Raw genomic sequence first — 15,581 nt, forward strand, 5'->3', positions numbered from 1 at the left:
CTCGCGCCGTCCGGCCCGGCTCATCACGGCAGGTGACGCAGCCGATGAGCCCCTCAGTCGCGCCGCAGCAGATAGGCGTCCATGATCCAGCCCTTGCGGGCCCGCGCCGCGGACCGCAGCTCCACGATCCTGTCGGCGACCTCCGAGAGCCGCCCGGAGACCAGGATCTCGTCCTCGGTCCCCACATACGCACCCCAGTGGATGACCGGGTCGGCCGCCAGATGGTGCAGGAACGACTGACGCGCGTCCAGCATGACGACGACGTCATCGGCCCCTTCTGGCCAGCCTTCCGCCAGTCGTCGGCCCGTGGTGATCTGCACCGGCCGACCCACCCGGGTCAGCCCGACGCGATGCCTGGCCGCCAGCGCGGAGACGCTGCTGATGCCCGGGATCACCTCATGGTCGAACCGCACGGCGCCACGCTCCAGGACCTCATTCAGGACGGCGAGCGTGGAGTCGTACAGGGCGGGGTCACCCCATACGAGGAACGCTCCGGTCCGGTCGCCCTCCGCCTGCTCGTCCAGCTCGTCGATGATCATGCGCTCATAGAGGTCGGCCCGCCGGCCGCGCCAGTCGTCGACGGCTCCGGGGTAGGCGGCGCCGTCGGCCGCCCGGTCCCGCGCGGGGTCGCGGACCTCGACCAGCCGGTAGTCGCCGTCCCCGATGTGCCGCCGCAGGATCTCCTGCCGGAGACCGACGAGGTCGGCCTTGTCCTCACCCTTGTCGACCAGGAAGAACACATCCACCTGACGGAGCGCCCTGACCGCCTGGACGGTCAATTGGTCCGGGTCGCCCGCTCCGATACCGATGACATAGATCTTCCTCATCGGTCGAGTCTGCCTCATGGTCCGTACTCCCTGCCGCCCAGCTCCCCGAGCATCGGACATCCATCGGATGTCTGATGATCCATCACACATTTCGCGGGTCTTACGCAGGCCGTCACATGCGACATATGCTCCGCCCATGCGCGCCGCTCTCTTCGTCACCTGCGTCAATGACGCCGTATATCCGTCCACCGGGATCGCGACCGTGCGGCTGCTCGAACGCCTGGGAGTCGACGTCGACTTTCCCGAGGCGCAGAGCTGCTGCGGCCAGCCGCAGTTCAACACGGGCTACCGCCGTGAGACCGAGCCGCTGGTGCGTCGCACGGTCCGGGCCTTCGAGGGCTACGACTATGTGGTGACGCCGTCCGGATCCTGCGCCGCGATGGTCCGGCAGCACTATCCGAAGATCGGCGACGCGGCCGCGGCGTCCCTTGCCTCACGCACGTACGAGCTGACGGAGTTCCTTGTCGACGTGGTGGGGGTGACAGACGTCGGGGCGTACTTCCCGCATGCCGTCACGTACCATCCGTCCTGCCACGGGCTGCGGCTGCTGGGGCTGGGGGACCGGCCGCGAAAGCTGCTCGAGGCGGTGAGAGGGCTGGAGCTGCGGGAGCTGCCCGGGGCGGAGGAGTGCTGTGGCTTCGGCGGCACCTTCGCGGTCAAGAACTCCGATGTTTCGGCGGCGATGGGCCAGGACAAGGTGCGCAGCGCTGTCTCCACCGGGGCCGGTGTGCTCTGTGGAGCGGACAATTCCTGCCTGATGCACATAGGTGGGATCGTGAGTCGTGAGGATGCCCCGCTGCGCGCCGTGCATCTCGCGGAAATCCTGGCGTCGACGGAAGAGGAGCCCTGGTCATGAGCGGCACATATCTGGGGATGCCGGCGTTTCCGGTGGCGGCGAAGGACGCGCTGGGCAATGAGACGCTGCGCGGAAATCTGCGGCACGCGACCCATACGATCCGCGACAAGCGGGCGAAGGCGGTGGCGGAGCTGGACGACTGGGCGCTGCTGCGGGAGGCCGGAAAACAGATCAAGGACCACACGCTGCGGCACTTGGACCGGTATCTGGTGCGGTTGGAGGAGTCCGTGACGGCGGCGGGCGGCGTGGTGCACTGGGCCGCCGACGCCGCCGAGGCGAACCGCATTGTGGCGGAGCTGGTGAAGGCGACCGGTGAGTCCGAGGTCGTCAAGGTCAAGTCGATGGCGACGCAGGAGATCGGCCTGAACGAGGCGCTGGAGGCCGAGGGCATCTCCGCGTACGAGACCGATCTGGCGGAGCTGATCGTCCAGCTCGGTGAGGACCGCCCCTCACACATCCTCGTTCCGGCGATCCACCGCAACCGGGGCGAGATCCGGGACATCTTCCGCGACCGCATGGGGTCCTGGGGACGGGCCGCTCCGGAGAACCTGTCCGACGAGCCCGCCGAGCTCGCCGAAGCGGCGCGGCTGCACCTGCGGGAGAAGTTCCTGCGGGCCAAGGTCGGTATCTCCGGGGCCAATTTCATGGTCGCCGAGACCGGCACCCTCGTCGTGGTGGAATCCGAGGGCAACGGGCGGATGTGCCTCACGCTGCCGGAGACGCTGATCTCCGTGGTGGGCATCGAGAAAATCGTGCCGACCTGGCAGGATCTGGAGGTCTTCCTGCAGACCCTGCCCCGCTCCTCGACGGCCGAGCGCATGAACCCGTACACCAGTACGTGGACCGGCACCACGGACGGCGACGGCCCCCGGGTCTTCCATCTGGTGCTGCTGGACAACGGCCGGACCGACACGCTGGCCGACGAGGTGGGCAGGCAGGCGCTGCGCTGCATCCGCTGTTCGGCCTGTCTCAATGTCTGTCCGGTGTACGAGAGGGCGGGCGGGCACGCGTACGGCTCCGTCTATCCCGGTCCGATCGGCGCCATCCTCAGCCCCCAGCTCCGGGGCACCGAGAGCGAGATCGACGCCTCACTGCCGTACGCGTCCTCGCTCTGTGGCGCCTGTTACGACGTGTGTCCCGTCGCCATCGACATCCCCGAAGTCCTGGTGCATCTGCGCGAGCGGATCGCGGACCAGGGCGGCAGGGGACACCGGCTGGAGAAGGTCGCGATGAAGGCGGCGGGCTGGGTCTTCGACCATCCCCGCGTACTCGCCGCCGGGGAGCGGGCCGCGTCCAGGACCCGCCGGCTGCATCCTTCGAAACCACCGGGTGCCGGAGCCTGGACGAACACGCGGGACCTGCCGGAACTCCCGGCGGAGCCCTTCCGCGACTGGTGGAAGAAGAACCGCGAGAGCGACCGGAAGAAGAACCGCGAGAGCGACCAGAAGACCGACCGCAGGGACGAACGCGTGAACGACCGTAAGGACAACGGGACATGAGCACCGGTACGAGCTCCCGCGAGCGGATACTCGCCCGTATCCGCACCGCCGTCGCCGATGCCCCGGACGTCCCGGAGGTCACTCGCGACTACCGTGACACGCACATCCCGGACGACGGTGTGATCGACCTGCTCGCCGAGAACCTCGCCGATTACCGCGCGATTGTCCACCGGACGGACGTGGAGGGGCTGCCCGCGGTCATCGCACGCCTGCTCGCCGAGCGCGGCGCGCGGACCGTCCTCGTCCCCCCGCTGCTCCCGGCTTCCTGGCTCTCCGCGACAGGAAGCGCGATCACCCGGGTCGACGACGAGCCCGAAGCCACCGCCCAGGAGCTGGACGCGGTCGACAGTGTTGTCACGGGCTGCGCGCTGGCCATTGCCGAGACCGGCACCCTGGTGCTCGACGCGGGCCCCGACCAGGGACGACGTCGGATCACCCTCGTACCCGATCACCACATCTGCGTCGTACGCACCTCCGACCAGGTGGTGGCCTCCGTGCCCCGGGCCATCCCACTCCTGGACCCCACTCGGCCGCTCACCTGGATCTCCGGACCCTCCGCCACCAGTGACATCGAACTCGACCGGGTCGAAGGAGTCCACGGCCCACGCACCCTCGAAGTCATCCTCGTCGACGACTGACGGCGGTGACTGACGCCGGCGACTGGGGGCGCCGTTCGCCGCCACGTGTGCCGCGACGGACGGCGTCACATCAGCCGGGGCGCCTCGTCGGCCGCGTCCACCGGGCCGTCCAGCCGTCCGGCCAATTCCCGCGCCCACTCCATCAGCCGGGCCACATCGATACCGTGCGGGCGCCGATACGCGGCGATCCCGCCCGCGCCCCGCAGCAGCAGCCGCGCGCCGCCCGCCGTATTGCCCCGGGCGGCGTGCGTCAGCCCGACCGCGAGCTGGGCCATGCCCCGCCACAGCGCACGCTCGTCATCGGGGCCGGACTTCCACGCGTCCTCGAACACCTCGTGCGCGTGGAAGGGTTTGCCGGCGTCGAGCAGCCGCTGTGCCTCCCGGACGGTCTGTTCGGGTGTGCGCAGCACGCCCTCGGGCTGCCGTTCCACTCCGGCTGCCCCGTACGGCAGCGGCCGCCCCAGCCCGTCACGAGGACGCGCGTTGCGCGCCCGCCCCTCGTCGTCACGGTCCCGCCGGTTTTCCTTCATATGCCGATTGTCACCCGGACAGGGGCTGTCTTCCCGCTGCACGGAGTGAGGTAATGTTCTCTTGTGTGGTCGGCCGGGGAAGCCCCGGTGTGACCGGGCATCGGGACGTGGCGCAGCTTGGTAGCGCACTTGACTGGGGGTCAAGGGGTCGCAGGTTCAAATCCTGTCGTCCCGACCAGCGTTTTCGCAGGTCGTAGGCGGTATCGGAGAAATCCGGTACCGCCTTTCCGTGTTTCGTGGGGGCCGGTTGGGGACCAGTGGGTCTAGCGGCGGTGTCCGGAGGCGGGCTGGACGGCGAGGCTGATTGGGTCAACGACCTGAGTCCCGGTCCTGCTCGGTCAGAAGCTGCTGCCTCGTCCCAGCTCCAGGGCGGCCACTCACGATAGATGCCGTCCTTGCCTTGCCAGGTTACCGCCGCCTCGTCCTCGACCCACGCGAGTACCCGCTCGATCGTGTGCCCGTGCGCGGTCTCGATCAGGGCTCTCTGGCGCTGGCACCGCCGTGCCTGCTGGTCAACGGCGCGACACTCTGGTCGGTTGCGTGTTCCTTTTGGCACAGCAGTGGGTGCTCGGCCAGGTCACACCGTGGCGTTGCCCAGGAGCCGGGAGATCTCAGTCGCGCTGCGCAGCACCTCGGGCACGACGCGTCCGACGAACGTCTCGAAGGATTCTCCTGAGGTGCCCGAGGAGAGAGCCAACGCGGCCACCACTTGCCCGGACGCGTCGACGACAGGCGCGGCGGCGGCACGCCGGCCCACTTCCACATGCTGGTCGACCGCCGCCCACCCCTGCTCGCGGACGGTGGAAAGGCGAGCGGTGAGCTTCTCCGCCGAGGTGTATGTCCTGTGGGTCAACGGCGCGAGGTGGGCTTCCGTGAGGTCCCGCCGGACGGTCGGCTTCGTGCGGCCGGTGGCATCCGAGTGCCGATCGCCAGATTCACGACGGTGGCCTGGTGGGGGCTGTTCGCGGTTCTCCCGCCGCAGCCGCCGCAGTTCCTCACGCTCGGCGCTGGTCAGCTCGCCGCCCCGGCCCTCGCCCCGGTCGGCCTCGGCCTCGCGGTACCAGCCGCGCAGGGACTCCGAGCTGATGCCGAGCTCCCGGGCCACGGCGGTGACCGCCTTGCCCGAGGAGCTCGGAGGATGTCACGGGGAAACTTCAGCCGCCGCGGCGATGCCGCGTTCGCGGCCGGCTCGCTTGAGGGCGGCTTGAAGCTGTGTGCGGGTCAGCTTTGCGGCTCGCGCCGGAGTGGGGGCGAGGCGGAGAAGTTCGCGGGCTCGGGCCGGCACAGGCCCTTTTTCCACGACTCAACGGCCATCAGGGCCGCGGGGTACTACTACCGGCGCCGGACAGCCGCGGACGGGGCCGCCCGGCAGGCGGCCGACGCACAGCTGGCCGCCCGGATAAGGGCGGTGCACCAGGAATCGGACGGCACCTACGGAGCCCCGAGAATCACCGCCGAGCTCCGCGAGACGAACGGTGAGGCAGTGAACCACAAGCGGGTCGCCAGGATCATGCGGGCGTCCGGGATCGAAGGGGTCCGGTTGCGCCGCCGGCACCGCACCACCGTCCCCGACCCGGCCGCGGCCAAGGCCCCGGACCTGATCGGCCGCGACTTCACCGCGGATAAGCCGCATCGACGCGGACGGCGCTTCGCGGAACGCCGGTTACAACTACCGGACCTGACCTGAGCTGACGCCTGCCGTCCGGTGCCACGATCTGACGTGGATATCACCGGCCAGATGATGGCGCGGGCGGCCGAACCGGGCGCCGAACTCGACAGCGTGTCGGCGTACGGACTTAACTCCCCAGTCGCGTATGTTTGAACGTCCCCAGCTGTCAGGCCACTTCGGTCTCTCGCTCGATGCCATGAGGCGGTTCTTCCAGCCGGTGGCTGAGGCCGTTGAGGGACACGACCTCGCAGTGGTGCGAGAGGCGGTCGAGGATCGCGGTGCTGGAGCCGGGCGTTCGAGCTGCGTTGATGTCTGACGACTCCTACGCACGACCGTGTACTGCTTGGCCGGTTGCCGATCCTGGGGAAGAACGCGGCTGGGAGCGGAAGGTGCGGCGGTAGGTGTCCGGGGGCACGCCGAGGGTGCGGTTGAAGTGTCGGCGCAGCGTCGTGGCAGTGCCCATGCCAGTGGCCGCTGCGATGGTGTCGATGCTCTCGTCGGTCTTCTCCAGCAGTTCCTGGGCGTGGCGGATCCGTTGGGTCAGCAGCCATTGCAGGGGGGTGGTGCCGGTCGCCGCGTGGAAGTGGCGGCCCAGGTGGCGTGAGCTCATCCGTGCATGGCGGGCCAGGTCCTCCACGGTCAGCGGCTGGTCGAGCCGTTCGATGATCCAGGGGAGCAGGGCGGCGAGCGGGTGGTCGTCCTGGGTGGGCACCGGGGCGGTGACGAACTGGGCTTGGCCGCCGGCCCGGTGCGGTGGTACGACGAGGCGGCGGGCGACGGCGTTGGCGATCGACGAGCCGTGGTCGAGGCGGACGAGATGCAGGCACAGGTCGAGCGCGGCAGCCTTGCCTGCGGAGGTGAGCACGCTGCCGTTGTCCACGTAGAGGACGTCCGGGTCGACCTCCACGTTGGGGTAACGGGAGGCCAGGTCGTCGGTGTGCGCCCAATGGGTAGTGGCTCGCCTGCCGTTCAGTACGCCCGCGGCGGCCAGCACGAACGCGCCCGTGCACAGGGAGACCACGCGGGCGCCCGCGTCGTGGGCCGCGCGTACCGCCTCGACCAGTTCGGCGGGCGGGGCCACGTCGACGTCGGCCCAGCCTGGGACGATCAGGGTGTCGGCGCCCTGGAGCCGGTCGAGGCCGTGGTCGGGCTCCAGCCGGAACGGGCCGAACCGCACCGTGTCCGGCCCGCAGACCGAGATGTCGTACCAGGGGACGGTGACTCCGCCCGGGGCGGAGCCGAAGACTTCATGGGCCACGGACAGTTCGAAGTGCAGCATCCCGTCGGTGACGGCCAGCGCGACAGTTTTCATGTCCGGAATTGTATGGGAGATGTCGTTCCAGACACTCACGGCTGAAGCTTCAACCGCGCCAGGATCGTCGCAGTTGATCGGTTCAAGCACAGGAGAGAAGTCATGGCGGCGAGGCAGATGGTGACGGTGTACGGCGCGTATGGGCACACCGGCCGGTTCGTGGTGGCACACCTGCGGGGGCGCGGATTACTCCCGGTCCTGTCTGGGCGCGATGCCCACAAGCTGAAGGCGTTGGCGGATGAGTACCCCGGAGTCGAGGTTCGCCCTGCTTCGGTCGACAACCCGGCGTCGCTCGACCGCGCACTGGCAGGTGCGGCAGCCGTCATCAACTGCGCGGGCCCCTTCGCCACGACGGCCGCCCCGGTGATCGAGGCGGCCCTGCGTGCCGGGATCCCGTACGTCGATGTGGCGGCCGAGATCGAGGCCAACGCCGATACGTTCGCGCATTTCGCGGACCGTGCCCGCGACGCGGGCACGGCGATCGTCCCCGCGATGGCCTTCTACGGCGGCCTCGGCGACCTGCTGGCCACCGCAGCGATGGGCGACTGGACCGAGGCGAACGAGGCGCACATCGCGTACGGGCTGAACAACTGGGCCCCCACAAAAGGGACGCGCGCCGCAGGCAAGGTCTCCGTCGATCGGCGAAACGGCCGCCGTGTCCGCTTCACGAAGGGGCAGTTGGAGTACCACAACGATGACCTGCCCACCCTGAAGTGGCCCTTCCCGGACCCGTTGGGGCTCCGGGCCGTCATCGGCGAGTTCACCATGGCCGACGTAGTCACCATCCCCAGCCACCTGTCCATCCCCGAAGTACGCACCTACATGACGACCGAAGCGGCCAGGGGCGTGTCGGCCCCGGACACGCCGACTCCCACTGCGGTCGACGAGTACGGGCGGTCCGCACAGACCTTCCTCGTCGACGTCGTCGTGCGCTTGGGCGACACCGAACGGCGCGCCGTGGCCAGAGGCCAGGACATCTATGCCGTCACCGCACCGCTCGCGGTCGAAGCGGTCGACCGCATCCTCACGGGCCGGACCAGGACAGTCGGCGTCGCCTCCGCCGGCGCGATGTTCGACGCGCCCGGCTTCCTCCGCGCGCTGTCCTCGCACATCTCCCTGGTACTGCATCCTTAGTACTCCAGCGGGATTTCGTGTCCTGAGCTGGTTCTTCGGTTGTAGTGGCAGCGTTGTGCTGTGGCTTGGTGTTTTCTGCGCCAGTGGGACCAGTTCAGGGCGTGCGTGTGAGGGTCCCGGGGCGGGGAGGAGAGCTGCCAGGAGCCTTCGGATCTCCGCCCCACGGTGAGGGGGATGAGGCTGGTGGATTCGTTTCTGCTGCCCCTTTTACGGGGGTGTCTGTGCGGGCGGTGACTACGGTGAGGAAGGCGTGCGCGAGCATGGCGAGGGTGATGTGCCGATACCAGCCCGGATAGCGCCGAACCTCGTACTGGTCGAGTCCGCACTCGTTCTTCGCGGCCTGGAAACACTCCTCAACAGCCCAGCGCGCTCCTGCGATCCGCACGAGTTCGGTCACGTCGGCAGTGGTAGGGGCATAGGCCATGTAATAGGCGGTCTCCGCCTGATCGGAGAGGCTACGGCGGGCCAGAACCCACCGGTAGTGGGTTGGCGGATCGGGGTCGAAGACCAGGTTGACCGGGATTCTCGCGGCGGCCCAGTCGTAGAGGCTTCGCCGCTCGCCACCGTTCCCGGTCTGTCGTCCAGGACTTCGGGAGGTAGAGCTCACGGTCGACCAACGCTCTGCCACGGTCGGTGGCACAGGCGGCGAAGACCCCGATCTGACAATTGTCGATCTTTCCCGATGTTCCGGTGTACTGCCTGCCCACGCCCGCCGAGGCGGTGCCCTTCTTGATGAAACCCGTGTCATCGATGATCAGCACACCATCCCGTCCGAGGTGCTCGACAACATAATCGCGCACCTCGTTACGCAGGCCCTCGGCATCCCAGCAGGCCCCGTTCAAAAGGTGCTGGAACCCTCCGGGAGTGCGATGGCCCGCGTATTCGGCAAGCTGCCAGCCGTTCTTGCGGGCCACCGGGCCCAGCAACCCGCGGACGTAGTCCCGCATCCGCCACCGCAGATCAACCCGCCCGAACAGACCCGCCACCCGGCCCAGCAACGACTCCAACTCAGCTGCCCACACGTCTACTTCAACAGTCCCCGCCATACCCCGTACAACGCACAACCCCAGCTCAGGACACGAAACCCCGCTGGAGTATAAGAACTCCTAACGAAATGAGACTGGGGCAATCTGGTTGTGGCTGCAGCTCTGCTTCGGCACCATGAGCTCTCGCGGGTGAAGGTAAGCAGAGCAGAGGGTGCACGGTGGATCTGATCAGCCTCTCGGATGGTGACAACGGCTTCCGGGTGCGTGTTCTGGGGCGTCGGTCGCCGGGTGTGCTGCATCTTCACGACCAGCTCGACGCAGAGGTCCTGATCACGAGCAGCTTCGTCAACGGTCGGCTGGGCATGTCCCTGTTCCCTTCCGACCTGGAGGACTGGTCCCGGGCTCTGGATCTCCTCGCTGCAGGGCAGGACATCTGCTGGAGGGACGACGACCACAGCCCTGAGATCAGGATCCAGCCGCACAACGAAGAGCACGAGACTCCCGCTGTCCATGTAGAGGATCCGGGCAGTTCGTGCGTCTCCGTGTTCCTTCCCATGAACCTTGAAGAGGGTTGGATCGACGAGCAGCGAAGGCTGCTTGGGCAGGTGATGAAGGAGTGGCCGAGCGAGGTCCTGCGGTCCTCACCGGGTGTCTATGAGTGGCGGCGCTGAACTGCTGCCAGGCGTCGCCAGCAGATGAGTGCGCATCCGAGAGTGAGGAAGGCTTCGTGGATGTCGTCGCGGATCTCCCAGCGGATCCGCAGGCGACGGAACCAGTGGAGGTGGGCGAACGCGCGCTTCACGACCCAGCGTTGGGTGCCGAGCCCGGAGCCGTGCTCGGTGCCCCGGCGGGCGATCAGCGGTTTCACGCCGAGGCCCCAGACCAGACGGCGGTATTTGTCGTGGTCCTAGCCACGGTCGCCCAGCACCACGTCCGGGCGGCGCCGGGGCCTGCCGCGCTTGCCCCGCACGGGAGGCACAGCCTGGAGGAGTGGGATCAGCTGGGTGACGTCGTTGCGGTTGCCGCCGGTCAGGGTGACGGCGAGCGGGATGCCGGTAGCGTCGGTGATCAGGTGGTGTTTACTACCCGCCCTGCCCCGGTCTACAGGGCTTTGTCCGGTTTTGGATCCCCCTTTAACGCCCGGATGTGGGAGCCGTCGACCGCCGCCCGGGAGAAGTCCAGGGCGTTCGCGCCGCGGAGCCTGGCGAGGAGGAACTCGTGCAGCCGGGCAACACGCCGGCCTCGGTCCACTCGGCCAGGCGGCGCCAACAGGTCATGCCCGAGCCGAAGCCGAGTTCCTGCGGGAGGTGTTCCCAGGAGATCCCGGTATGCAGCACGAACAGGATGTTCTGGAACACCAGCCGGTCCGGATGCCGCTTGCGTCCCGGATGCCGGGCCCGACGCTCAACCTTGGGCAACAGCGGCTCGATCACCGCCCACAACTCGTCGTCAACTTCCCACGGCTTCGGCCGAGCCACCCCACACCCCCAGATCGACGCTCCCGGAGTGATCCAACCACCTCGAAGATCATTTCGTTAGGAGTTCTTAGCGGGAAGGGCGCCAACGCTGCGCGCCGGACGGGTGTGGTCGTGGCGCGTCTCCCTCATCGGCAGCCCGCCCAGACGGGCGATGCACTTCAGCCGTGCTTCCAGGGCCTCCTCGCCGCACCGGCGGGTGGTGACGACCAGCTACGGTGTCGGCACCCCCTGACGACGGACCGCCACGAACCCTCTCCTCGCGCCAGGATGGGCTCGGCCCAGCTTCGGTGAGATCAGAAACCGCCCTCCGTCGCCCGCCCTGTCCGATCAGCAGAGTATCGAGCAGCAGGTCTCACCGCTCCAACACTGTCCACGTTCGTCTGTACGCGGGTGGGGGCGTTCATGTGTACGCCGACACAGCGACCTCAACCTCATCACCAGTGTGGGCGCGGCCGTCACACAGGCCGGGCACCACCTCCACGCCCACCTGAACCCCGCGTCGCCGGCGACGGTCTGCCTCTGCCCCAAACCCCGCAACACTCGGCCACACGATCGGCGGCGGCCCTCGGCTGATCCGCTGAAAGCCGGAGTCCGTCCCCGAGTCTGTTGCTCGGGGACTGGGGACTCCGGCTTTTCAACGGGCCTCTTGCTGGTCAGGCCGGAGGGCGGGAGTGTATGTCAGCCCTCGCTTTCAGTAGTGCCGGGTTCCTTGCCGCCGTGCGGGGCTCCGAGGCTTCGAAGGTCGGGCTGCCGCCCGGACAGCGGTAGGACGGGCTCGTGCCAAAAGGACCGGCCGTCGGATGAACTTGCAGACCCGGCGGGCGGGGTGTCGGCGCGCGTGTCGTATTCCGCGCGGGCGTCGTCGATGAGCGCCAGGTGCTCGGCACTCCATTCCAGGAGGGGCAGGGCGGCTTCGCAAAGCGTGCTGCCCATCGGGGTGAGCGCGTAGGTGACATGGGGCGGCATGACGTTGTGGATGGTGCGGGTCAGGATGCCGTCCCGTTCCAGATTGCGCACGGTGACGGTGAGCATGCGCTGACTGATCCCGTCGACGGAGCGCTTGAGTTCGGAGAAGCGCCGCGGCCCTTCTTTGAGGTTGCACACGACCAGAAGCGACCACTTGTCCCCGACCATGCCGAGGACGACGCGGAGCCGGCTTGCGTCCTGCCGCTCCGGAACCGGCTCACTGTCCGCCACGGTCATCGTTACCTCCAGGGAACCATGGCACTGAAATGTGCCCTATTGCCCGGCCCGTGTCGGGCACACCATGATGATTGCGGTTCCCAAAGGGAACCCAGATACGAATGGTAACTGCTGTTTTATTCCGTGCATCTCGATGCCCCGACGCCTCAAGAAAGAAGATTGTTCCTGTCATGTCAGTATTTCTGCTCGTCCACGGTGCTTGGCACAGTGGACAGTCCTGGGAGCGAGTGGTTCCGCTGCTGGAGTCGGCCGGACATCGTGTGCTCGCTCCGTCGCTGACCGGCTACGGCGACAAGGCGCATCTGCTCAGCCCTGAAGTAGGGCTCGACACACACGTCGACGATGTCGTCCGGCTGATCGACGAAGCGGACCTCACCGACGTGGTGCTGGTGGGGCACAGCTACGCGGGGGCGGTTATCTCTTCCGCGGCCAACCACGTGCCGGACCGGATCGCGCACCTGGTGTACGTCGACTCGATGGTGCCGGAGGACGGCGAGACCCCGGTCGACACCCTGCCCGAACTACAGGGTCTGATTGACCTGGCCGCGGAATCCGATCGCCCGTGGCTCATTCCGCCGCCCCCGGAACAGCCGCCCCCGCTCGGCCTGTTCGGAGTGACCGACCCGGCCGATGTCGCGTGGCTGCGCACGGTGATCTCGGATCACCCGGTGCGCTGCATCCAGCAACCGGTCCGGCTGGACAACCCGGCTGCGAACGCGATCCCGCACACCCACATCCGCTGTGACGGCGGGAACGCGGAAGGCTTCACTCTGCCGCCCGTCCCCGCGGTACAGCCCAACGGTTCTCCGGCGCGGGTGTGGAAGCTGCCGACCGGCCACGATTGTATGGTCACCATGCCCGGCGAACTCAGCGCGTTGCTTCTCAAGGCTGCCGTCAGTCCCTGACATTCGCAGAGGACTTCGTATCGAACCTGGTTTGCGCTGCCTCGCCTCTTTCTTCCTTCGCGTGATCTCATCGCCCGCCATTCGTCATGCGAGCCATGCGGACTCCTTGCGACGTATGCGTGGAGAGATGTCCGAGCCGCATGCGGCAGCGGACGTGCCCGTGGTGCCGGGTGCGGCCGAGTACCCAAGGTGCCGGTGCACGAAGTGGATGGCCATCGCGCCCTCACCGGCCGCCGAGGCCACCCGCTTTACCGAGCCGCTACGGACGTCCCCCACCGCGAAGACCCCGGGCAGGCTGGTCTCCAGGGTCATGCACGAGCGCCCGCGCTCGTGCCACACCTCGGGGTGGGCGCAGGCTTCCTGGGCCTCCGGGCCGGTGAGGACGAAACCGCGGGAATCGAGGGCGATGATGCCGGCGAGCCACTCGGTGTGGGGGTCGGCGCCGGTGAAGACGAAGAGGCGCCGTACCGCGAGTCGGCGGTGCCCACCCGTGCGGTTGTCGACCACGTCGAGCTCCTCCAGCACCTCCTGGCCGGTGACCTCGGTGACCTCGGTGTGCGGCATGACCTCCACCCGCGGATGCCGCTCGACCTGGTCGACCAGGTAGCGGGACATGCCGGCCTCAAGGCTGGGTCCTCGGACCAGCAGGTGCACCTTCGACGCGTACCCGGCGAGGAACAGCACCGCCTGGCCCGCCGAGTTGCCCCCGCCGACGACGGCCACCGGGTCGGTGCGGCACTGCTGGGCCTCGTAGACGGTCGCCGAGTAGTGGACGCTCGTTCCCTCCAGGCGTTCGATACCGGGCACCTGGAGCCGGCGGTAGCGGGCACCCGTGGCCAGGACGACGGCGCGGGCGGCGATCTCGCTGCCGTCGGCGAATGCCACCACGTAGTGGTCCTCGTCCTTGGGATGGAGTGCGGTCGCCTCCACCGGAATGCTGATCCGGGCGCCGAACTTGTCCGCCTGGAGCACGGCGCGTTCGGTGAGTTCGGCGCCGGAGATGCCGGCGGGGAAGCCGAGCAGATTCTCGATGCGGGACGACGTGGCGGCCTGGCCGCCGGTGGCCATCGCCTCCACCACGGTGGTGCTCAGGCCCTCGGAGGCGGCGTACACCGCGGCAGCGAGGCCGGCGGGTCCGGAACCGACGATGAGGACGTCGCCGTGACGGCTTCCGGCGGGCAGTGACGGCAGGCCGATGAGCCGGGCCAGCTCCGCGTTGCTGGGATTGCGCAACAAGGTGGTGTACCGCCAGATGACCAGTGGTGTCTCCTCCGGGCCGACGCCGAAGCGGCGCAGCAGCTCCTCGGCCTCCTCGTCGGTCTCCAGGTCGATCCAGCGGTGCGGCAGCCGGTTGCGGATGGCGAACTCGCGCAGCCGCCGGGTGTCGGGCGAGTAGCGCGAGCCGATGATGCGGAAGCCGACGCCCTGTCCGACGAGCAGCGCGCGACGGCCCAGACAGGCGCGCAGCACGACGTCCCCGAGGGTGGAGTCCTGGGCCACCAGGTGGCGCAATTGGTCCAGGGAGACGACGAGGACCTTGCCCGGCTCCCTGGCGACAGCGGTGTAGAAGGCCACCTGTCCGTGCAGCAGGCCGAGTTCGCCGATGAAGCGACCGGGGCCGTGCACGCGCAGCACGCGCTCCTCGGGAGTGCCGTAGTCCTCGACGACGGCGACGGTACCGCTGAGGACGACGAAGAACGTCTCGCAGCGCTCGCCCTCCTGGATCAGCACGTCGTTCGGAGCCATGCTCCGGCGTTGCCCGTGCTCCGCCAGACGTGCCACTTGGTCCTCCGTAAGGCGCGGATACGCGCCGTAGAGGTCCGGGGTCTCCCAGAAGACGGCCTTGTCCGCTTCCCCCGGCACCGGGTTTTCGCCCGGCAGCGACTGGTTGCCGGGCATCAGACGAACGCCTCGTGGACGTAGCACCAGCGCCATTCCTCGCCGGGCTGGAACGACTGCACGATCGGATGGGCGTCGGTAGCCGCGTGCCGACGCGCGTGCTTGTTCGGCGAGGAGTCACAGCAGCCGACGTGCCCGCAGGTCAGGCAGAGCCTCAGGTGGACCCACGGGGAGCCGAGCAGGAGACACTCCTGACACCCTTCTGGGGTCAGCGGCTGGACCGGCCGGACAAGCGAGAGATGGGGGTCTGCGTGCAGGGTCATCCGGATCACCCTTCCGGGGCCGTGATCGGCTGTTACACCCACTGGGCAGAGCGGGGGGCGGGCACCCCCCCCGCCTGCCGGGCGACCGTCTCGCCCGGGTCGAGGACGAGCAGTGCCGGCACCGCCTGGACCTCAAGCGCCGCGACAGCCGCGGATTCTTGTCGACGTCGACCTTGACGAGTGTGATGCGGCCGGCGAGATCGGTGGCGACCTTCGCCGCATAGGTCAGCCCCGCGCTGGAGCCGCCCCGCTCGGCGACCTCGGTGAAGTCGTCGTCGCCCGCGTTCACCACCCACGGTAGGGGCTGCTCGCAGTGGCCGCACGTGGGGCGCCCTCCGCGGCCACGGGCACTCGGTTGGTGTGCCCGCAGTTCGGACAACCG

General features: G+C 68.5%; 13 protein-coding genes, 1 tRNA gene and 7 pseudogenes. 8 read left to right on the forward strand and 13 right to left on the reverse strand.

Annotated elements, in window-relative coordinates:
- Window positions 1–53 precede the first annotated feature (53 nt).
- Window positions 54–827, reverse strand: a complete 774-nt coding sequence (cobF, locus tag ABZ707_RS21675; protein ID WP_360177462.1) for a precorrin-6A synthase (deacetylating) — start codon at window positions 825–827, stop codon at window positions 54–56.
- Window positions 828–963: 136 nt separating this feature from the next.
- Between cobF and ABZ707_RS21680 the strand changes: the two genes are divergently transcribed.
- From ABZ707_RS21680 to ABZ707_RS21690, 3 genes are read left to right on the forward strand one after another with little or no spacing between them, the layout of a single operon-like run.
- Window positions 964–1,683: a (Fe-S)-binding protein gene (locus ABZ707_RS21680; RefSeq protein WP_360177234.1), complete on the forward strand. Its 720-nt coding sequence runs from the start codon at window positions 964–966 to the stop codon at window positions 1,681–1,683.
- Window positions 1,680–3,182, forward strand: coding sequence for a LutB/LldF family L-lactate oxidation iron-sulfur protein (locus ABZ707_RS21685; RefSeq protein ID WP_360177238.1), 1,503 nt, complete (start codon window positions 1,680–1,682; stop codon window positions 3,180–3,182). Before ABZ707_RS21680 ends, ABZ707_RS21685 begins: the two co-directional genes overlap by 4 nt.
- The gene (locus tag ABZ707_RS21690) at window positions 3,179–3,820 is read left to right on the forward strand and encodes a lactate utilization protein C (protein WP_360177241.1); all 642 of its coding nucleotides are present in this window, start codon (window positions 3,179–3,181) and stop codon (window positions 3,818–3,820) included. The genes ABZ707_RS21685 and ABZ707_RS21690 overlap by 4 nt, the downstream gene beginning before the upstream one ends.
- A gap of 65 nt (window positions 3,821–3,885) precedes the next feature.
- Here ABZ707_RS21690 and ABZ707_RS21695 read toward each other — a convergent pair whose 3' ends face one another.
- On the reverse strand, window positions 3,886–4,350 hold the full coding sequence (locus ABZ707_RS21695; protein WP_360177244.1) for a DUF309 domain-containing protein: 465 nt from the start codon (window positions 4,348–4,350) through the stop codon (window positions 3,886–3,888).
- 101 nt (window positions 4,351–4,451) lie between these two features.
- Between ABZ707_RS21695 and ABZ707_RS21700 the strand changes: the two genes are divergently transcribed.
- A tRNA-Pro gene (locus ABZ707_RS21700) sits at window positions 4,452–4,528 on the forward strand.
- Window positions 4,529–4,927: 399 nt separating this feature from the next.
- Here ABZ707_RS21700 and ABZ707_RS21705 read toward each other — a convergent pair.
- The 3 genes and pseudogenes from ABZ707_RS21705 to ABZ707_RS21715 all read right to left on the reverse strand — a co-directional run.
- Window positions 4,928–5,341 (reverse strand): IclR family transcriptional regulator C-terminal domain-containing protein, encoded by a 414-nt coding sequence (locus ABZ707_RS21705; RefSeq protein WP_360177465.1) that lies wholly within the window; start codon window positions 5,339–5,341, stop codon window positions 4,928–4,930.
- Window positions 5,330–5,467 (reverse strand): annotated as a pseudogene (locus tag ABZ707_RS21710) (transposase); the annotation flags it as partial. The gene ABZ707_RS21705 and the pseudogene ABZ707_RS21710, both read right to left, overlap by 12 nt.
- A gap of 57 nt (window positions 5,468–5,524) precedes the next feature.
- Window positions 5,525–5,679: pseudogene (locus tag ABZ707_RS21715) on the reverse strand (IS110 family transposase); the annotation flags it as partial.
- Window positions 5,680–5,725: 46 nt separating this feature from the next.
- Between ABZ707_RS21715 and ABZ707_RS21720 the strand changes: the two are divergent.
- Window positions 5,726–5,989: pseudogene (locus ABZ707_RS21720) on the forward strand (IS3 family transposase); the annotation flags it as partial.
- A gap of 196 nt (window positions 5,990–6,185) precedes the next feature.
- On the opposite strand, the gene ABZ707_RS21725 reads toward ABZ707_RS21720, so the two are convergent.
- On the reverse strand, window positions 6,186–6,329 hold the full coding sequence (locus ABZ707_RS21725; RefSeq protein WP_360177468.1) for an ATP-binding protein: 144 nt from the start codon (window positions 6,327–6,329) through the stop codon (window positions 6,186–6,188).
- A gap of 12 nt (window positions 6,330–6,341) precedes the next feature.
- Complete coding sequence (locus ABZ707_RS21730; protein ID WP_360177247.1) at window positions 6,342–7,331, reverse strand: helix-turn-helix domain-containing protein; 990 nt, start codon at window positions 7,329–7,331, stop codon at window positions 6,342–6,344.
- Window positions 7,332–7,433: 102 nt separating this feature from the next.
- Here ABZ707_RS21730 and ABZ707_RS21735 point away from each other — a divergent pair, with 102 nt between their 5' ends.
- Complete coding sequence (locus ABZ707_RS21735; protein WP_360177250.1) at window positions 7,434–8,465, forward strand: saccharopine dehydrogenase NADP-binding domain-containing protein; 1,032 nt, start codon at window positions 7,434–7,436, stop codon at window positions 8,463–8,465.
- Between the two features lie 94 nt (window positions 8,466–8,559).
- Here the strand turns inward: ABZ707_RS21735 and ABZ707_RS21740 are convergent.
- Window positions 8,560–9,511, reverse strand: a pseudogene (locus ABZ707_RS21740) (transposase).
- Window positions 9,512–9,669: 158 nt separating this feature from the next.
- Here ABZ707_RS21740 and ABZ707_RS21745 point away from each other — a divergent pair.
- Entirely contained in the window at window positions 9,670–10,122 is a 453-nt protein-coding gene (locus ABZ707_RS21745; RefSeq protein ID WP_360177253.1) for a DUF5959 family protein, read from the forward strand.
- Here the strand turns inward: ABZ707_RS21745 and ABZ707_RS21750 are convergent.
- Window positions 10,104–10,929, reverse strand: a pseudogene (locus ABZ707_RS21750) (IS5 family transposase). The gene ABZ707_RS21745 and the pseudogene ABZ707_RS21750 sit on opposite strands and share 19 nt — an antisense overlap.
- An 816-nt stretch (window positions 10,930–11,745) precedes the next feature.
- Window positions 11,746–12,132 (reverse strand): annotated as a pseudogene (locus ABZ707_RS21755) (helix-turn-helix domain-containing protein); the annotation flags it as partial.
- A gap of 170 nt (window positions 12,133–12,302) precedes the next feature.
- Here ABZ707_RS21755 and ABZ707_RS21760 point away from each other — a divergent pair.
- Window positions 12,303–13,037: an alpha/beta fold hydrolase gene (locus ABZ707_RS21760; protein ID WP_360177256.1), complete on the forward strand. Its 735-nt coding sequence runs from the start codon at window positions 12,303–12,305 to the stop codon at window positions 13,035–13,037.
- 84 nt (window positions 13,038–13,121) lie between these two features.
- Here ABZ707_RS21760 and ABZ707_RS21765 read toward each other — a convergent pair whose 3' ends face one another.
- The 3 genes and pseudogenes from ABZ707_RS21765 to ABZ707_RS21775 all read right to left on the reverse strand — a co-directional run bounded on the left by ABZ707_RS21765 (window position 13,122) and on the right by ABZ707_RS21775 (window position 15,550).
- Complete coding sequence (locus ABZ707_RS21765; protein WP_360177259.1) at window positions 13,122–14,936, reverse strand: FAD-dependent oxidoreductase; 1,815 nt, start codon at window positions 14,934–14,936, stop codon at window positions 13,122–13,124.
- Window positions 14,936–15,199: a UBP-type zinc finger domain-containing protein gene (locus tag ABZ707_RS21770; RefSeq protein WP_360177262.1), complete on the reverse strand. Its 264-nt coding sequence runs from the start codon at window positions 15,197–15,199 to the stop codon at window positions 14,936–14,938. The genes ABZ707_RS21765 and ABZ707_RS21770 overlap by 1 nt, the downstream gene beginning before the upstream one ends.
- A gap of 32 nt (window positions 15,200–15,231) precedes the next feature.
- A pseudogene (locus ABZ707_RS21775) lies at window positions 15,232–15,550 on the reverse strand (thioredoxin family protein).
- Window positions 15,551–15,581 lie beyond the last annotated feature (31 nt).

The organism is Streptomyces sp. NPDC006923 (assembly GCF_040635655.1).
Lineage (GTDB): Bacteria > Actinomycetota > Actinomycetes > Streptomycetales > Streptomycetaceae > Streptomyces.

What these genes read in the sequence shown, in the direction of transcription:
- cobF (WP_360177462.1), bottom strand. Translation starts at nt 827, where the DNA reads ATGAGGAAGATCTATGTCATCGGTATCGGAGCGGGCGACCCGGACCAA.
- ABZ707_RS21680 (WP_360177234.1), top strand. Translation starts at nt 964, where the DNA reads ATGCGCGCCGCTCTCTTCGTCACCTGCGTCAATGACGCCGTATATCCG.
- ABZ707_RS21685 (WP_360177238.1), top strand. Translation starts at nt 1,680, where the DNA reads ATGAGCGGCACATATCTGGGGATGCCGGCGTTTCCGGTGGCGGCGAAG.
- ABZ707_RS21690 (WP_360177241.1), top strand. Translation starts at nt 3,179, where the DNA reads ATGAGCACCGGTACGAGCTCCCGCGAGCGGATACTCGCCCGTATCCGC.
- ABZ707_RS21695 (WP_360177244.1), bottom strand. Translation starts at nt 4,350, where the DNA reads ATGAAGGAAAACCGGCGGGACCGTGACGACGAGGGGCGGGCGCGCAAC.
- ABZ707_RS21730 (WP_360177247.1), bottom strand. Translation starts at nt 7,331, where the DNA reads ATGAAAACTGTCGCGCTGGCCGTCACCGACGGGATGCTGCACTTCGAA.
- ABZ707_RS21735 (WP_360177250.1), top strand. Translation starts at nt 7,434, where the DNA reads ATGGCGGCGAGGCAGATGGTGACGGTGTACGGCGCGTATGGGCACACC.
- ABZ707_RS21760 (WP_360177256.1), top strand. Translation starts at nt 12,303, where the DNA reads ATGTCAGTATTTCTGCTCGTCCACGGTGCTTGGCACAGTGGACAGTCC.
- ABZ707_RS21765 (WP_360177259.1), bottom strand. Translation starts at nt 14,936, where the DNA reads ATGCCCGGCAACCAGTCGCTGCCGGGCGAAAACCCGGTGCCGGGGGAA.
- ABZ707_RS21770 (WP_360177262.1), bottom strand. Translation starts at nt 15,199, where the DNA reads ATGACCCTGCACGCAGACCCCCATCTCTCGCTTGTCCGGCCGGTCCAG.